12 protein-coding genes are annotated in these 16794 nt (G+C 70.3%); 6 read left to right on the forward strand and 6 right to left on the reverse strand.

Features of this window, described 5'->3' with window-relative positions; translation table 11 throughout:
- Positions 1-49 precede the first annotated feature (49 nt).
- From ACFQ7C_RS05370 to ACFQ7C_RS05380, 3 genes are all read left to right on the forward strand, one after another.
- Positions 50-415 (forward strand): ArsR/SmtB family transcription factor, encoded by a 366-nt coding sequence (locus tag ACFQ7C_RS05370; RefSeq protein WP_378898484.1) that lies wholly within the window; start codon positions 50-52, stop codon positions 413-415.
- A gap of 260 nt (positions 416-675) precedes the next feature.
- On the forward strand, positions 676-1605 hold the full coding sequence (locus ACFQ7C_RS05375; protein WP_378898596.1) for a cation diffusion facilitator family transporter: 930 nt from the start codon (positions 676-678) through the stop codon (positions 1603-1605).
- A 10-nt stretch (positions 1606-1615) separates the two neighbouring features.
- On the forward strand, positions 1616-2866 hold the full coding sequence (locus ACFQ7C_RS05380) for an alpha/beta fold hydrolase (protein WP_378898485.1): 1251 nt from the start codon (positions 1616-1618) through the stop codon (positions 2864-2866).
- A 69-nt stretch (positions 2867-2935) separates the two neighbouring features.
- Here ACFQ7C_RS05380 and ACFQ7C_RS05385 read toward each other — a convergent pair whose 3' ends face one another.
- The 5 genes from ACFQ7C_RS05385 to ACFQ7C_RS05405 all read right to left on the reverse strand — a co-directional run bounded on the left by ACFQ7C_RS05385 (position 2936) and on the right by ACFQ7C_RS05405 (position 9696).
- On the reverse strand, positions 2936-4261 hold the full coding sequence (locus tag ACFQ7C_RS05385) for a DUF1254 domain-containing protein (RefSeq protein ID WP_378898486.1): 1326 nt from the start codon (positions 4259-4261) through the stop codon (positions 2936-2938).
- A 5-nt stretch (positions 4262-4266) separates the two neighbouring features.
- Positions 4267-5709, reverse strand: coding sequence for a DUF1254 domain-containing protein (locus ACFQ7C_RS05390; RefSeq protein ID WP_378898487.1), 1443 nt, complete (start codon positions 5707-5709; stop codon positions 4267-4269).
- Between the two features lie 136 nt (positions 5710-5845).
- Positions 5846-8128: an esterase-like activity of phytase family protein gene (locus tag ACFQ7C_RS05395; protein WP_378898488.1), complete on the reverse strand. Its 2283-nt coding sequence runs from the start codon at positions 8126-8128 to the stop codon at positions 5846-5848.
- Positions 8129-8293: 165 nt separating this feature from the next.
- Positions 8294-8770: an ATP-dependent endonuclease gene (locus tag ACFQ7C_RS05400; protein WP_378898489.1), complete on the reverse strand. Its 477-nt coding sequence runs from the start codon at positions 8768-8770 to the stop codon at positions 8294-8296.
- Positions 8767-9696, reverse strand: a complete 930-nt coding sequence (locus ACFQ7C_RS05405; RefSeq protein ID WP_378898490.1) for a LysR family transcriptional regulator — start codon at positions 9694-9696, stop codon at positions 8767-8769. The genes ACFQ7C_RS05400 and ACFQ7C_RS05405 overlap by 4 nt, the downstream gene beginning before the upstream one ends.
- A gap of 98 nt (positions 9697-9794) precedes the next feature.
- Between ACFQ7C_RS05405 and ACFQ7C_RS05410 the strand changes: the two genes are divergently transcribed.
- A complete protein-coding gene (locus ACFQ7C_RS05410) occupies positions 9795-10730 on the forward strand; it encodes an aldo/keto reductase family oxidoreductase (protein WP_378898491.1) in 936 nt (311 codons plus the stop codon).
- Between the two features lie 103 nt (positions 10731-10833).
- Here ACFQ7C_RS05410 and ACFQ7C_RS05415 read toward each other — a convergent pair whose 3' ends face one another.
- Positions 10834-11646: a shikimate 5-dehydrogenase gene (locus ACFQ7C_RS05415; RefSeq protein ID WP_378898492.1), complete on the reverse strand. Its 813-nt coding sequence runs from the start codon at positions 11644-11646 to the stop codon at positions 10834-10836.
- 91 nt (positions 11647-11737) lie between these two features.
- Here ACFQ7C_RS05415 and ACFQ7C_RS05420 point away from each other — a divergent pair, with 91 nt between their 5' ends.
- Together ACFQ7C_RS05420 and ACFQ7C_RS05425 are read left to right on the forward strand one after the other, a co-directional pair.
- On the forward strand, positions 11738-12193 hold the full coding sequence (locus ACFQ7C_RS05420) for a GyrI-like domain-containing protein (RefSeq protein WP_378898493.1): 456 nt from the start codon (positions 11738-11740) through the stop codon (positions 12191-12193).
- A 223-nt stretch (positions 12194-12416) separates the two neighbouring features.
- On the forward strand, positions 12417-16787 hold the full coding sequence (locus tag ACFQ7C_RS05425; protein ID WP_378898494.1) for an Ig-like domain-containing protein: 4371 nt from the start codon (positions 12417-12419) through the stop codon (positions 16785-16787).
- The last annotated feature ends 7 nt before the right edge of the window (positions 16788-16794 follow it).

The raw sequence follows: 16794 nt of genomic DNA on the forward strand, positions 1-16794 counted from the left end.
GTGGCGATGCTCGCGAGCGGGGCGCGGGGGCGTGTCGTAGTATCTGCGTATGAGTGCAGATACGCAGGAACCTGGCTATGCGGTCGACAGTTCGTTCGTCGAGCTCGCGGTCGAGGTGTTCGCGATGCTCGCCGACGCGACCCGCGTGCGGATCGTCCTCGCGCTGCAGGACTCGGGCGAACTGTCGGTGAACCACCTGGCCGACATCGTCGACAAATCCCCGGCCGCCGTGTCGCAGCACCTCGCCAAGCTCCGGCTCGCCCGCATCGTCTCGACGCGCCAGGAGGGTCAGCGGGTGTTCTACCGGCTCGAGAACGAGCACGCCTCGCGCCTGGTCGCCGACGCGATCCACCAGGCCGAGCACTCGCTCGGCGGCACGCCGCGCCACCACCGCATCGAGCAGGCCCCCGAATGAGCGCGCAGACCGCGGGGCGCCACCCGCACGACGAAGACCGGCACCACGCCGAACACGAGCACGAGCACGGCGACCACACCCACGGCGACCACGCCCACGCCCACGGCGACCACCCCCACACCCACAGCCACCCCCACGACGACGCCCATACCCACGGCGACCACGCCCACGCCCACAGCGGCCACACCCGCACCCACCGCGACCACAGCCACCCGCACGACCACACCCACGCCCACTCGCACCCCGGCGGCCTGCGCGGCGTGCTCCACGAGCTGTTCGTGCCGCACTCCCACGACGCGGCCGACTCGATCGACGACGCGATGGAGGCGCACTCCGCCGGCATCCGCGCCCTCAAGATCAGCCTCGTCATCCTGCTCGCGACGACTGTGCTGCAAGCGGTCGTCGTCGCGTTCAGCGGCTCGGTCGCGCTCCTCGCCGACACGGTCCACAACCTCTCCGACGCGCTCACCGCCGTCCCGCTGTGGATCGCGTTCGTGCTCGGCCGGCGCGCGGCCTCCCGTCGCTACACCTACGGACTCGGCCGCGCCGAAGACCTCGCGGGGCTGTTCATCGTGTTCGTCGTGGCGCTGTCGGCGGTCGTCGCGGCGTGGCAGGCCATCGACCGTATCCTGCACCCGCAGCCCCTCGACAACCTGGGATGGGTCATCGCCGCCGGCGTCATCGGGTTCGCGGGCAACGAGGCGGTGGCGATCTACCGCATCCGCGTCGGCAAGCGCATCGGCTCGGCGGCGCTCGTCGCCGACGGCGTGCACGCCCGCACCGACGGCTTCACGTCGCTCGCGGTCGTGCTCGGCGGCATCGGCGTGCTCCTCGGCTTCCCGCTCGCCGACCCCATCGTCGGCCTGGTCATCGCCGCGGCGATCTTCGTGCTCCTCATCGGCACGGTGCGCAGCGTCGGCCGCCGACTCCTCGACGGCGTCGAGCCCGAGCTGGTCGACCGCGCCGAGCACGCGCTCGAGCACGTCGACGGACTCGAGCGGATCGACCGCGTCCGCCTCCGCTGGGTCGGCCACCGCCTTCAGGGCGACGCGCTCGTCATCGCCGCTCCGGAAGCGGATGCTGCGGCCCTGGCGACGGCGGCGGAATCCAGCATCCGTGCCCACTTGAGAAACGTCGACGACTTCACGGTCACCGTCCGCGCCGCCTCCGACGTCGGAGCGGAGACATAGGCTCGGGGTCATGTCCGTGACGACGCGCCGCATGCAGGATCTGACCATCGACGACCACTTCCTGACCGTCCCGCTGGTGTGGGGCGATCCGGCCGACGCGCGCACGATCGACATCCACGCCGCGGTGGTCACGCGCGAGGGCGGCGAGAGCCTGCCGTACCTCGTGTTCCTGCAGGGCGGTCCGGGCCACGAGGCGCCGCGCGCGTTCCACTCGCCGCCGGGCCCGTCGTGGCTCGACGCGGCGCTCGAGCACTACCGCGTCGTCCTGCTGGACCAGCGCGGAACGGGGCTCTCGACGCCGGTCGGCGACGACGATCTTGAACGCGACCCGTCCGAGCTCGCCGAGTACATCACCCACCTGCGCGCCGACGCGATCGTGCGCGACGGCGAGGCCGTGCGCGAGCACCTCGGCGCCGAGCGGTGGAGCGTGCTGGGGCAGTCCTTCGGCGGGTTCACCACCCTGGCGTATCTCTCGACGGATGCTGCGTCCCTCGAGCACGTCTACATCACCGGCGGTCTGAGCGCCGTGGGCCGCCATCCCGACGACGTCTACGCCCTCACCTACGACAAGATGCGCGTGGAATCCGAGCGGTACTACCGCCGATTCCCCGCTCACCGCGACGCGATGCGACGGGTCATCGATCTCGCGGTCGACGGTGAGCTCGTCCTGCCCGGCGGCGAGGTGGCCTCGGTCTCGCGCGTGCGCTCGATGGGCTCGGCGCTCGGGACGAATGACGGCTGGCAGACCGTGTGGGGTCTGCTCGAGCGCGACCCGCGGTCGAACGCGTTCCGCCACGACCTCGCCGCCGCGATGCCCTTCGGCGCGCGCAACCCGCTGTACTACGTGTTCCACGAGTCCAGCTACGCCGACGGCCACGCCACGCGGTGGTCGGCCGAGCGCACCGAGCCCGCCGACTTCCGCGACGACCCGACGCTGTTCACCGGCGAGCATGTGCGCCGGGAGTGGCTCGACACCGTGCCAGGCTTCCAGCAGTGGCGCGACGTGACCCTGGCGCTCGCCGAGTTCGAGTGGCCGTCGCTCTACGACGCGGACGCGATCGCCGCCTCTGACGCGCGGGGCGCCGCCGCCGTCTACGTCAATGACGTCTATGTGCCGTTCGAGTTCTCGATGGAGACCGCCCGCCTTCTCCCCGGCGTCACGCCGTGGATCACGAGCGAGCACGAGCACAACGGCCTGCGCGCCGGCGGCGACGTGCTCTCGCGGCTCATCGACCTCGCCCACGGCCGCCGCGTGCGCTGACCCGCTGACACGGACCTCGACGGAGACGGATGCTGCGGCGCGAGGCCGTGCCGCAGCATCCGTGTCTTCTCAGGAGTCGAGGCGGGTGATCGGGGGTGGTGCGTAGGTGCCGTCGAGCACCGCCTCGCCCGGCATGTACATACGCAGGATCGGGCGGAACGCGCCCTCGGGCGTCGGCAGCCAGTTGGCCGCGGCATCCGTGTCCGAAGGCCGCGTGCGGCTCATGCGGATCGTGAGGCCGCCGTCGGCGTCGGTGATGATCCCGGGGGTGCGGTCGCCGACCGAGTAGCGGTCGATCTCGTTCGCGACGAGGTAGAACTCGGGCAGCGCGTACATCGTGACCGACCAGAAGGCCCCGACCGGCGGGGGTGGCGAGATCCGCAGTTCGTACTCGTGCTCGCCCGTGAGCGGCTGCCCGTCGCCGTCGGAGAACGTCATGACGTATGCGGCCTCGTAACCGTGGTTGCCCCACAGCCCGGCCTTGGCGGCCACCGCGCGCTCGACGATCCGGACCTTCGGGTCGGCGATCTTCCACGTGGGATCGTCTTTCGTGCCGACCTCGAAGAAGTCGAGGTTGTAGTCGAACACGTGCAGGGTGTTCGACCACGCCCCTGGCGCAGCGCCCGTGGCGGCGCCGGCCATCGCCTGGGCGATCATGCCGGTGCCGCCCTCGGCGCCGGCGCGCAGGGCGGCCTGCTGCTCGGCGGTCATGCTGCCGACGGGCACGTCGCCGGTGAGGCCGACGGCCGCGAACGACGCCTGCAGCGCCTCATCGCGCGGTGCGGGCGGGAACGCCTGCGACCAGACACGGTACTTCTCCCAGAAGTCGAGAGTGTCGTCGCCCTGCGACGCCACCTCGGGGATGCCCTGGGGCACGGCGTCCGGATCGACAGGGGTGAGGATGAGCGCGTCCTGCAGCGCGTGCACCGCGGGCAGATCGTCGGCGCCGGCACACGACCACCGGCCCACGATCGAGACGACGCGCGTCGGCGCATGCACGACGGTGAGGCCACCGGCATCCCCTTCCCATCCGGGCGGGACGATGAGGAACTCCCCGGCGTCGTTGCCCGTGCCCCGCGTGCCGATGTAGGCGAAGTTGTCGGTCCAGGCGTCGACGAACTGCAGCACGTAGTAGCGATCGGATGCCGGAACCGTGAGTCGGACCGGTCCCACCCCGAGGTCGAGCGAAGCCATCGAGTACACGGTGTCGTTGTTGATCGACACGAACGTGTCGGCCGCCGTCGCCAGCGTGCGCGCGTGCGAGAACGTGTTGAACGGCGCCCGCGGGTTGGACCCGACGCCGGTCGACGTGTAGCGGATCACCTGCTCGAGGTCGAAGACCAGCGGGAACCCGTAGAGGTACGCCTCGGTGGCGAGGAAGTCGAGGTCGGTCACGGCGCTCAGCCCTCCTTCACGAGTTCGGGCAGCCGCCACGTCTTGTCGAACCAGGGCTCGAGCGGCCCGTAGAGCCGGAGCATGGGGAACCAGGACTTGCCCGGGATCGTCGGGATCCAGTTGGACTCCTTGCCCGTCGGCGCCGTCGGAGAGAACCACAGCACGTACGACCCGTCGTCCTCTGCCTGCACGGTGCCCGAGAGGCTGGCGAGCGCGGGGTACGGCGTCGACTGCAGGAGCGAGCGCGTCTGGGTGTCGTACAGGTCGATCGCCCAGAAGTTCTTCGCCGGCGGGTCCGCCGGGATGCGCAGCGAGTACGTCGCGGAGCCGTCGAGCACGTGGCCGTCGGCGTCTTCGGCGGTGTACGCGTAGGCGGAGCCCGCACCCACCTGCGCGTGCGCCATCGCCGGAGTGATCACGGTGGCGAAATAGTGGAACTCCGTGCGGGCGTCGAGGTTGCGGACGCCGTCGCGGAGGAACTCGTGGCTGCCGCCGACGAACGCGTTCTTCCACGACGAGCCCTCCCAGAAGAAGGCGGCCGGATCCCGCGGCTTGTAGACGAGCGCGCGGGAGATCGCGGCGCCGATGCGGGCGGCGTCGTCGAGGATGCCGCGCCGGCGCTCGTCGGGTGCGAACGGGACGCCGTGCGCCAGCCCGATCGCGGCGAGCGTGCCCGCGCGCTCGGGGTCGAGTGCCGTCGTCGGCTCCTCCGAGATCAGCTGTGCGAGCTCTTCGAAGAACGTGAAGTCGTTCGCGTGCACGGTGTTCTGCAGCGCGCCCGCGATGTTCACGAACGTGCTCTCACGGGGCGACCCCGCCTCGCTCAGGGGGTAGATGCGCGTCTGCTTCATCGCGGGGACACCGCCGAGGGTGCGCAGCACGACCCAGTTCGTGTACGTCGGCGACTCGTACGTGTAGTAGCCGTCGGGGCGCTCGCCGTCGTACCCGGGCGGAAGGAAGAGGTACTTCCCGCCCGCGCCCTTGTCGGGCCCGGCGATGCCCATGTCGGCGACGTAGCGGAACCAGAAGTCGTCGACGACGCACAGCGACTGCGGGGGTGCCTCGATGACCGTCGGCCCCCAGGCCTTCAGATCGAGGAACGTGGTGCCGTACGTGGTCTCGGTGTTCGGCGTGAGGTAGATGCTGCCGGAGTTCGCGCGCGGATCGGTGTAACCGATCTTGTCGGGCGCATCGATGCCGACAGTCCGGAGGCCGCTGCGCATCGCCACGAGCGAGGCGCCCGGCACCGCGGTGAGGAACGCATCGATGCCGCGCAGCAGGTCGAGCGCGTCGAAGATCGACTGCACGGAGTCGGCCTGGGGGACGCCATCGAAGAACTCGAAGTCGCCGAACGGCGTCTTCAGGAGATCGGGCGTCGCGAGACGGGTCACCTCCTCCGCCAGCTGCTCCTTCGTCAGTCCCGCCCCCGGGGCGCCGTCGATGGCCATACTCGTCCCTTCGTCGAAAGCGCCGCCCCCCGGCGGCGCCCATCCTTCGCATTGTGCCAGGTGGCGGTGTCGCGGAATGCGAGGGGCGGGGGATGCCGCAGCATCCCCCGCCCCGATCGGCAGCGGCCGTGCGAGCTCAGCCCGCGAGCGTCACCGTGTCGATGGTCACCGCGGCGATGCCGGGGTGGTCGCTGAAGACGCCGTCCATGCCCGCGGCGACGAACGCGCGGATCTCGCCCGCGAGGTCGCCGTGGGCGGCCGGGTCGGCGCTCGAGCGGAAGTCCACCGGCAGGAACTGGTTCTCGGCGCGGAACGTCCAGCCGTGCACCGTCAGGCCTGCGGCGTGCGCGTCGGCGATGACCGCGGTGGGCGTGCCGAGGCGGCCGTGGGCGGTGCGCGGGATCATCACGGACTTCTCGAGGCCCACGCCGTCGGCGTAGGTCGCGATGTCGGCGAGGCCCGCCGGCGTCACGAGATCCTTGTAGGTGCGCGTGTCGCCCGCAAGGGTGAAGTCGTACGGGCGACCCGACCCGTTGACGAGCTGCGCGAGGGTGACGTCGGTCATCCCGTCGAGGTCGCGGAGGTTCGCGGTCTCGAAGCTCTGCAGGATCACCGGCGCGTGAGCGCGGTCGAGCCCGTTCGCCTTCAGGGCTGCGACGAGGGGCTCCTCGAGCGACAGCCCGATCGAGTCGAAGTACGACGGATGCTTCGTCTCGGGGTAGACGCCGACGGGCCGGCCGTCGCAGCTCACCGAGTGGCGCGCGAGGTCCATGACCTCGTCGAGGGTCGGGATGACGTAGAGCCCGTCGAACGCGGTGTTGGCCGGACGCGTCTGCGGCAGGCGCTCCTTGGCGCGCAGGGTGCGCAGCTCGGCGAACGTGAAGTCCTCCGTGAACCAGCCGGTGATCGAGGCGCCGTCGATGACCTTCGTGGTCTTGCGCGCCGCGAACTCGGGCCGGGCCGCGACATCCGTGGTGCCGCCGATCTCGTTCTCGTGACGGGCGACGAGCACGCCGTCCTTCGTGGAGACCACGTCGGGCTCGATGTAGTCGGCGCACTGCACGATCGCCGTCTCGTACGCGGCGAGCGTGTGCTCGGGGCGCGAGCCGCTCGCGCCGCGGTGCCCGATGAGGCTGACCGTCGACGGCTCGATCTTCGTCTTGTCGAGGTCGATGATCGCGAACTCCGTGTCATCCGGCGTGCCCGGGATGCGCGCGTCGTTGCCCGGGTAGTTGTTGTCGTTGCCGATGAGGAGGCTGCCGTCCTTCAGCTGCACGACGGTCTCGAACGACTGCACCGGCAGCGAGTAGATCTCGCCGGTGCCGTACCCGTCGCCCGCGCCGATCCCGTGCGGGTTGGCGATCCGCAGCGCGTCGAGCACGAGCGTCTTCTCGAGGTAGCCCTCGGCGTCGGTGCGGCGCAGGTCCACCTGGTAAACGCGCTTGGTCACCGACTGCTCGCCCTCGAAGTCGTCGCGCTCGATGAGCAGCAGCACGTCGTTGCGCACGGTGAACGCGTCGCCGATGACGTTCGGCTCCTGGTCCGTCTGGTAGCTCCACGTGCGACCGGTGTAGGCGCCGGCGCGGGTGTCGAACTCGAGGATCTCGCGGCGACGCAGATCGCTGTCGTCCGCGTACGAGCCCTCGACGACCGGGTACAGGTACCGCCCGTTCACCGAGGCGGCGAGGGCCTCGAAGCCACGGCTCGCGCGCACGCGCGGCGTCTCATCCGGCTGCAGGTAGGGGTTCTGCGGCGACTTGGCGCCGTCGAGCGCGTACGGCTTCTCGAGCAGCGTGCCCTCGGCGTCGAAGTGCAGCAGGAACGGGCCGAACTCCTCGCCGACCCAGAACGTGCCGTCCTTGGCCTTGACGACCGACTCGATGTCGAAGTCGGCGCCGGTGAGGAGCCGGTCGGCCGTCCCGTCGTTCACGATCGGGAAGTCGAGCACGTTGTTGCGGTCGTTGTACGACACGAACCGCTCGATCCGGATCTCGCCGGCGCCGCCGTCGGCGGTCTGCCAGGCCGGGCGCACGACGTAGTTGCGCAGCAGGAAGTCGGCGGAGTTGGCCTTGGCGCCGAACCCGTTGTCGGGCTGCGCCCAGAACGTGCCGTCGCCGTTGTCGATCGCGGCCGAGAAGCCGGGGATGACCTGGCCGTCCCAGGGGCCGGTGCGGCCGTTGGCCGAGCCGGCGAGGGCGCCCGACGCCGGGCCCGGCTCGAGGTGATCGGCCGACAGCGTGGCGCGCGCGACCAGCGTCGGCACGTGCGTCTGCACGTAGGGCGACGGCGAGTTCGCGGACGCTGTGGCGACCGGCTGGGCGGAGGCGGCGGTGGCGGGGAGCAGGGCGACGGCGGTGGCCGTCGCTGCTGCCGCGGCGAGAAGGCGCGGCAGGACGCGTCGTGTGGGGAATCGGCTCATGCCCTCGACGCAACCGGGCTCGTCCAGCCACGCGCTGACGAGGGGGCGACCGACCCGCGACCGCTCGGTGAACGGGCGGCGAGGGGCTCGTGAGAACGGTCTCACACACGGCGGGACGACGGATGCTGCGGCACCCGCCCTGATCAGGGCCCGGCGCGGTCCTTCTCAGAGTGCAGCGAGCAGCGCCGCGAGCGGCGGCGGCACCCGTTCGAGCGGGACCGCCTCGGCGAGCAGTCGCGCGTAGCGTGCCTTGTTGCCGCTACGGCCGCCGAAGAAGCGCGCGAGCTGCGCCTCCACGGGGCGGTCGCGCTGGAACGGCTGCCGCTGCAGACCGCGGAACGAGTCGAGCTCGCCCTGCTCGGCGATCACCGCCTCGACCGCCGCGACGCCGAGAGCGCGCACGAACTCGGCCTCGAGGTCGGGGTCGCACACGAACACCGTGTCGAGCACGCGCTCGAAGTCGGCGCGCTCGCCGCGGTCGACGAGTCCGAGCAGACGCGTACCCGAGAGCTCGGCCGCCGCGCGGCGGGCGCCCTTGGAGCCGCCCACGACGCGGATCCGCGGCATCCGCATCCCCAGCCGGGCCGCCAGCGTCTCGACGGCGATCCGGTCGCTCTCCCCCTCGACCAGCACGACGCTCATGCGGCCTCTGCTTCGGCACGCTCCTCGTCGAGGATCTCCCGCAGGCGGGGGGCCAGCGACGCGGTTCCCGTGACGAGGGTCGACACGATCCACTCCGGCGCGCCGGAAGGGACCGGCATGGTGAGCAGGCCTTTCGCCTGGGGCTTGTTCGCGACGTGCTGCGGCACGATCGCGACGCCGAGCCCGCGTACGACCAGGTCGAGGAGGGTGTGGACGTCGTCGACGCTGCAGCGGACCCGCCGCTCTACGCCGTGCCGGCGGAACGCGTCGTCGTTGATGGTGCGCAGGGCCCACGCCGGCCGGAAGTCCACGAAGTCGGCGTCGCGGAGATCCTTCCAGCGCGAGACCGGCCGCTCGGCGAGCGGGTGGCCGGGCGGGATGAGGAGGACGAGCGGGATCCGCGCGAGCTCTTCGACAGCCAGTGCCGGCGCGGGGTCGGCGCTCGCGACGAAGGCGACATCGAGCTCGCCGGCCTCGACGTGCTCGACCAGCTGATGCGACCCCGCCTGCACGAACTGGATGTCGACCGCGGGGTGGCGGCGGTGGAAGCGCTCGAGGAGCAGATTCACGTCCACGGCGCCCAGGCACTGTTCGGCCCCGACGCGCAGCGAGCCCGCGAGCTGGTGCGACGCGCGGATGACGGCGTCCCTCCCGGCCGCCGTCTGGGCGAGGATCTCGCGGGCGTGCGGCAGGAGCGCGAGGGCGGCGGGCGTCGGCTCGACCGACCGCGTGGTCCGCTCGAACAGCCTCGCGTCGAGCTCCTGCTCGAGGCGGCGGATCGCCGCCGACAGTCCGGACTGCGAGACGCGGCACCGCTCGGCCGCGCGCGTGAAGTGCCGCTCCTCGGCGAGGGTGACCAGGTACTCGAGCTGGCGGTGCTCCATGACGCCTCCTGCCGTGACGACACCGCGGGACGCGGCATCCATTCACAAGACTTCTCAATCGCAGAATATACAGTTGTTGGACTTCTTTGTGGACTGTGCCTAGCGTGGACCGCGCAGGACACCCGACCCGAGAGCGGACCATGAAGACCATCGAACTCACCGGCATCGGCCGACCGGCACCCAATGTGGTGCTCGGCCTCATGCGCATCCAGGACCTCGACGACGACGCCGTGCGCACGCTCGTCCGCACCGCGCGCGACGCAGGGATCGACTTCTTCGACCACGCCGACATCTACGGCCGCGACCTGCACGGCTGCGAGGTGCGCTTCGCCGAGGCCATGCGGCTCTCGCCTTCCGAGCGCGCGCAGGTCACGATCCAGACGAAGGCCGGCATCGTGCGCGAAGGTCCGTACTTCGACTTCTCGTACGAGCACATCGTCGAGTCGGTCGAGGGATCGCTGCGCGCCCTCGACACCGACTACATCGACATCCTGCTGCTGCACCGGCCCGACGCCCTCGTCGAGCCCGATGAGGTCGCCCGGGCGTTCGACGAGCTCGAGGCGGCGGGCAAGGTGCGGGCGTTCGGCGTCTCGAACCACACGCCGCGCCAGATCGATCTGCTCAAGAAGTCGGTGCGCCAGCCGATCGTCGCGAACCAGATCCAGCTGTCGATCACCCACTCCCCGACCATCGCGCAGGGCGTGGCCGCGAACATGCAGGGTGAGGAGCAGTCGCTCACGCTCGACGGCGGCGGCATCATCGACTACTGCCGTCTGCACGACATCGCGGTGCAGGCGTGGTCGCCGTTCCAGGCCGGCTTCTTCACCGGCGTGTTCCTCGACTCGCCGGACCACCCCGAGCTCAACGCCGTGATCGACCGGCTGGCCACCACCTACGACGTGCCGCCGATCGCGATCGCGGTCGCGTGGATCACCCGCCACCCGGCGCTCATGCAGGTGGTGCTCGGCACGACCAACCCCGAGCGGGTGAGCGGTGCGGCCGAGGGCTCCGACATCCCCCTCACGCGCGCCGAGTGGTACGAGCTGTTCCGGGCCGCCGGCTACCGTGTGCCCTGACGCGTCCCCGGTCTCGTCGAGCCGAGGCGTTTCCGCCGAGACCGGGGAGCTCCCCCTCGGTCTCGGCGGAAGTCCCCTGGTTCGCCGTCGAAAGCGGGCAGGCTCACTGTCGGGAGAACTCCGATGCGCGCTGGATCTGGTCGGGCGTCGGGGTGACGCCGGTGTACCGCTCGAACTGCCGGGCCGCCTGCAGCGCGATCACCTCGCCACCGGTGATGACCGGGATGCCGCCACTGCGCGCCGCCTGGATCAGCGGTGTCTCGGCGGGGTAGGCGACGACATCGAACACGGTCTGCGCCGCGTCGATGTGCTCCTGCGAGAACGACAGGACGTCGGCGTCGGCTCCGGTCATGCCGAGCGGGGTGACGTTCACCAGCACCGCGTGCCCGGGCGCCGGGTCTGCCGCGGTGCTGCGGTAGCCGTACTTCGCGGCGATCTGCTCGCCGGCCTCGATGTTGCGGGCGACCACGGTCACGTCGTCGAAGCCCGCACCGCGGAACGCCGCCACGACCGCCTTGCCCATGCCGCCCGATCCGCGGACGAGCACCGGAAGGGCGGGGTCGACCGCGTGTCGCTCGAGCAGCTCCGCGACGGCCTCGTAGTCGGTGTTCGAGGCGATGAGCCGCCCGCCGTCGTTGACGATCGTGTTCACGGACTCGATCGCCGCGGCGGAAGGCTCGATCTCGTCGACGAGCGGGATCGCCGCCTCCTTGAACGGCATCGACACCGAGCAGCCGCGGATGCCGAGCGCCCTCACCCCGCCGATCGCCGCCTCGATGTCGTCGGTCGTGAACGCCTTGTAGATGAAGTTCAGTCCGAGCTCGTCGTAGAGGAAGTTGTGGAACCTCGTGCCGATATTCGACGGGCGAGCGGCAAGGGAGATGCAGAGGACCATGTCCTTGTTCAGAATGGGCACACTGCCATTGTGCCGCGCCGCCGTTGTCCGACCCCCGGACGACGATGCATGAGGCGACGCACGCGTCGCCCCCCTCGAAGGAGAGCACACGATGACTGCGATCGAATACCGCCGGCTCGAGCCCGTCACCGTCTATGCGGCATCGGGCGTTGCACCCGGCGGAGAGGATGTGCCCGCCGTGATCGACCGCGTCCTGCCGCCGCTGCACGACGCGCTCGAAGCAGCCGGCGTCGAGTACCGCGAGCCCGGCACGTTCTGGTACGAGTCGCTCGACGGCGGCGACCTACGCGTGTGGGTCTCGTGGACCGCCGGCGCCGAGCCGGTCGACGGCGAGGGCTGGCAGGTCGTGGAGCTGCCCGCCGCCGAGCGGGCGGCCGTCACGACCTACCGCGGCGAGATGAGCGGCATCGGCGAGGCATGGGGCGCATTCATGCAGGCAGTGGCGGCCGACGGCGGCGAGTTCGACGGCCCGTGCCGCGAGGTGTACCTGCAGGCCGACGGCCCGCAGTCCACGTGGGTGACCGAGCTGCAGCAGCCCCTCGCCTGAGGCCGCCTGCACCGCGCAGGAAGACGGATGCCGCGCGTCGCGGCATCCGTCTTCGTTCGCGGTCGCGCGCCGCCCAGCCGCCAGCATTGAATCGACTCTTGATAGGCGATTATCGATTAGTGTAGCGTCGCGATCGTTCCGTCTCCGTCGCCTGCGCGGGACGGACCATCCCCGTCAGAGACCGCGCCGTCGCGGTCGCACACGAAAGGGCTGGAACATCGCGATGAAGCGATTCTTGTCAGTACTCGCGTTTGTCGGCACGATGGTCGCCGCCACCGCGACCGCCGCGCACGCCGCGCCCGACCCGGCCGCTCATGCCGAGATCTTCGTCGCCCCCGACGGCGATGACGGTGCAAGCGGCGCCATCGACTCTCCCCTGCGCACGCTCGAGGGCGCGCGCGACGCCATCCGCGAGCTCAAGTCGTCGGCCGGACTGCCCGAGGGCGGGGTGACCGTCTCGCTGCGCGAGGGCAGCTACCCCCGCACCGAGGCTTTCGAGCTCGATGCAGGGGACTCCGGCTCGGCGGAGTCGCCCATCACCTACCGCTCCTACCCCGGCGAGACCGTCACCCTGACGGGCGGCATCACCCTCGACTCCGCCGCCTTCGAACATGTCGCCGACGAGGCGGTGCTCGGCCGCATCGTGGACGAGTCCGCGCGCAGCAAGGTGATCGCGATCGACCTCGCCGCGGCGGGCATCACCGACTACGGCCGGCTCAGCAGGCACGGCTACTGGAAGGCCAACGACGTGAGCACCGTGCCGCCGATGGAGCTCTACATCGGCGGCGAGGGCATGACCCTCGCGCGATGGCCCAACGAGGGCGCGACCGTGCAGATGGACGAGATCCTCGATCCCGGTCCCACCCGCAAGGACGCCGACCTGCAGGAGCGCGGCGGCACGTTCAGCTACACCTACGACCGCCCGCAGCACTGGACCCAGGCCGACGACGTATGGCTCGACGGCATCTTCGGCTACAGCTGGGAGTGGTCGTACAACAAGATCGCCGCGATCGACCCTGAGGCGAAGACCATCACCCTCCGCTACGGCGAGATGTCGGGCCTCATGAAGACCTGGTTCGAGGACTTCCACTTCGCCGAGAACCTCCTCGAAGAGCTCGATGCGCCCGGCGAGTACTACATCGACCGCGAGAGCGGACAACTGTACCTCGTGCCCAACCAGGCGTTCCTGGGCGGCGCGCGAGCGACCGTCACCATGCTCGGCGAGCCGATGCTGCGCACCGACGGAACGTCGCACGTGTCGTTCGAGGAGCTCATCCTCGAGTACGGGCGCGCGAACGCGGCGGTGATCCTCGGGGGCAGCCACGTGAGCATCGAGCGCAGCGACATCCGCAACTTCGCCGACGGAGGCGTGCTGATCAACTCGCCCGGCCGGTACACGTACGACGGCATCCCGGTGAACCGGGGCGGGCGCGACCACGCGGTCGTCGACTCGCACCTGCGTCACATCGGCGGCGTGCCGGTGGTGCTGCAGGGCGGCGACAAGACCACGCTCGAGCCCGGCCGTAACCGGGTCGAGAACTCGCACATCCACGACTTCGCGTACTACCACAAGGCCTACAACCCGGGCATCATGTTCGACGGCGTCGGCAACATCGGCCGCAACAACGAGATCCACGATGCGCCGCATCCGGGGATCATCGTGCACGGCAACGACCACCTCATCGAGCGCAACGACATCTACGACGTCTGCAAGACATTCCAGGACCTCGGCGCGATCTACATGAACGCCGGCGCCACGCCGCAGCAGCGGGGCACGGTGATCCGGCAGAACTACTTCCACGACACCGGCATCGGCCGGCTCGGCGTGGAGGGCATCTACCCCGACAACCTCACGATGGGGCTCACCATCGAGGAGAACGTCTTCTACCGGATGGGCAACGACGCGATCAAGAGCGGGTCGGGCGACTACATCACCGCCCGCAACAACGTGTTCGTCGACACCCACGTGCCGTACGACAACTACGAGATGTGGATGGGCGATCAGCCCGGCAACACCGTCGACACCTCCTACATGCCGGGATGGATCGAGCTGTTCGAGGCGAACAACGGCTTCGTGGGCACGCCGTACGGCGAGAAGTACCCCGAGCTGCTGACGTTCTTCGACGAGAACCACTACTTCCCCGCGAACAACGTGTTCGAGAAGAACGTGACCTGGAACCCGACGCTCACCCGTTCCGGCCAGGTCAACGAGCACGGCGCGCGCGACGTGAAGAACCTGATGAACTACGCCGACAACTGGGTCGCGGGTGAGGACCCGGGCTTCGTCGACTGGCAGACGGGCGACTTCCGTCTCCGCGAGGACGCCGCCGTCTTCGACCAGATCCCCGGGTTCGCCGCGATCCCGTTCGAGCTGATCGGCCCGCAGGGCAAGATCGGCGTGCCGCACGGACCCGACTCGGTGGCGCTGCAGAGCGTGCACCTGCCCGCCGAGCAGCTCACGGTCGACCTCGGCAAGACGACCAGTCTGCGCGCCGAGATCGTTCCGTGGAACGCCTCGAACCCGGCGGTCGACTACGCGTCGAGCGACCCGTCGGTCGCGACCGTCGACGCGTCGGGACTCTTGACCGCGCTGCTGCCGGGCGAGACCGTCATCACCGTCGCCTCGAAGGCCGATCCCGCCATCACCGACCAGATGGTGGTCGTCGTGGCCGACGGAGACGGTGTCATGCACGCGACCGACTTCGAGGCGGGCGCGAACGGCTGGCCGGTCGACCCCAACCGCGCGATCGTGGAGGACGCGGACGGCGAGCACTGGTACCGGATCAAGGGCGGTGCGAACTCGCAGCTGCCCCGCAACTTCACGGACTACGTGCTCGACTTCCAGGTGCGCACGCCCGCGGTCGTCCCGGAGGGCGGCATCATGCTGATCTACGACCGCACCGGAACGAACCCGGGCGGCTATGTGCGCTACCGTCACGCGGAGACCGGTCCGACCTGGACGATCTACGGCGCTCACTGGCAGACGCTCAAGGAGGTGAAGCTGCCCGCCGGTGCGGGGCTCGCACCCGACACCGCGTACGACGTGCGCATGGTCGTGAAGGGCTCCGGCGTGCAGGTGACTGTCGACGGCGAGCAGATGATCGAGGGACCCAACCCCTCGCCGACGGCCTCGGGCAAGGTCGGGTTCTACGTGGAGAAGTTCACGGCGCTCGATTTCGACGACGTCACCTTCTCGATCGTCCCGACCGCCGTCACCGGGATCGACGTCTCGCCCGACCAGGCGACGCTCGAGCCCGGCGAGCGCCTCACGCTCGACCTGTCGGTGACCCCGTCCGACGCGACCAACCCGCGCGTCGAGTGGACCTCCGACGCGCCCGAGGTCGCGACCGTCGACGAGACGGGGCGCGTGACCGCACTCGCCGCAGGGCGGGCGACCATCACGGCGACCTCGCTGGCGGATGCCTCGATCACCGCGACCTCGACGGTGGAGGTGCAGGCGGCCGAGCATCCGGTCATAGACGTGGTGACCCCGCTGCTCGATCCCGCGGGGTGGCCGGTCTCCGACGCCGTCGATTTCGACGAGGGCAGCCTCCGGATCGACGCTGAGGGTGTGTACGGCTACGGCGCCGAGACGTTCGGCAGCGGACTGCTGCGGCTCCGTGCGGCCGTGGACGCCTTCGACGGCGGATGGTACGGCTTCGCCGTGCGCTCCGACCGCGCGGGCGACCCCACGTGGGTGAACGGGAACAAGGGCTACCTGGTGGTGATCAAGGAGGACACGATCGAATTCCAGAGCTGGAAGCCCCAGCAGACGATGCTCGACGTCATCCCCAACACCGTCATCCGGGCCGGCGAGGAGCACGAGCTGGAGTTCGGCGCGGTCGAGGTCGACGCGGGGGCCCGTCTCGTCCTGCGCGTCGACGGCGAGACGGTCTGGAGCCACCTGGACGCCGGCGCGTCGAACCCGATCGCCGACGACGGGTACCTGAACGTGTACCACTACGTCGAGCAGAACGCGCTGCGGCTGCAGCCGGCCGTGCTCGATGACGGTGCGACGTCCGCGCCGGGTACGGGCAGCCTCTCGAACACGAGCGGGTGGGAGCACGGCCTGCACGACGGAGACTACGACGTGGTCATGAACCTGTGGTGGGGCACGCCGGGCACTCTGTTCCGCCTGTACGAGAACGGCGAGCTCGTGGCCACCAAGGTGCTCACGGCGACCGAGGGCATGTCGCAGACGACGGGCGTGAGCTTCGCGGGCAAGCCGAACGGCACCTACGTGTACACAGGCGAGCTGGTGAACTCGAAGGGCGCGACGGCGACGACTTCGACGACGGTGAAGGTCATCCACGCCGCGCCGGGCGCACCGAAGGCGTCGCACGACAACCGCGATCGTGACGGCGCCTTCACGGCGACGGCCGACCTGTGGTGGGGCACCAACGCGACGTCGTACCGGTTCGAGCTCGACGGCGTCGTCGTCGGTTCGGGCGAGCTGGTCGCCGCGACGCCCGGCGCCCAGCACGCCTCGGTCGAGCTCACCGGCGTGGCGCCCGGCGACCACACCCTGGTCGCCGTGTTCGCCAACGGGAACGGCGAGACGGCGTCCAAGCCGGTGAAGGTCACCGTGAGGTAGCCTCCGC

This window comes from Microbacterium sp. NPDC056569 (genome assembly GCF_042793475.1).
In the GTDB taxonomy this organism is placed as follows: domain Bacteria; phylum Actinomycetota; class Actinomycetes; order Actinomycetales; family Microbacteriaceae; genus Microbacterium.

Coding starts and splice junctions, on each gene's coding strand:
- ACFQ7C_RS05420 (WP_378898493.1), top strand. CDS start 11,738: ATGACTGCGATCGAATACCGCCGGCTCGAGCCCGTCACCGTCTATGCG.
- ACFQ7C_RS05390 (WP_378898487.1), bottom strand. CDS start 5,709: ATGGCCATCGACGGCGCCCCGGGGGCGGGACTGACGAAGGAGCAGCTG.
- ACFQ7C_RS05380 (WP_378898485.1), top strand. CDS start 1,616: ATGTCCGTGACGACGCGCCGCATGCAGGATCTGACCATCGACGACCAC.
- ACFQ7C_RS05370 (WP_378898484.1), top strand. CDS start 50: ATGAGTGCAGATACGCAGGAACCTGGCTATGCGGTCGACAGTTCGTTC.
- ACFQ7C_RS05425 (WP_378898494.1), top strand. CDS start 12,417: ATGAAGCGATTCTTGTCAGTACTCGCGTTTGTCGGCACGATGGTCGCC.
- ACFQ7C_RS05405 (WP_378898490.1), bottom strand. CDS start 9,696: ATGGATGCCGCGTCCCGCGGTGTCGTCACGGCAGGAGGCGTCATGGAG.
- ACFQ7C_RS05400 (WP_378898489.1), bottom strand. CDS start 8,770: ATGAGCGTCGTGCTGGTCGAGGGGGAGAGCGACCGGATCGCCGTCGAG.
- ACFQ7C_RS05410 (WP_378898491.1), top strand. CDS start 9,795: ATGAAGACCATCGAACTCACCGGCATCGGCCGACCGGCACCCAATGTG.
- ACFQ7C_RS05395 (WP_378898488.1), bottom strand. CDS start 8,128: ATGAGCCGATTCCCCACACGACGCGTCCTGCCGCGCCTTCTCGCCGCG.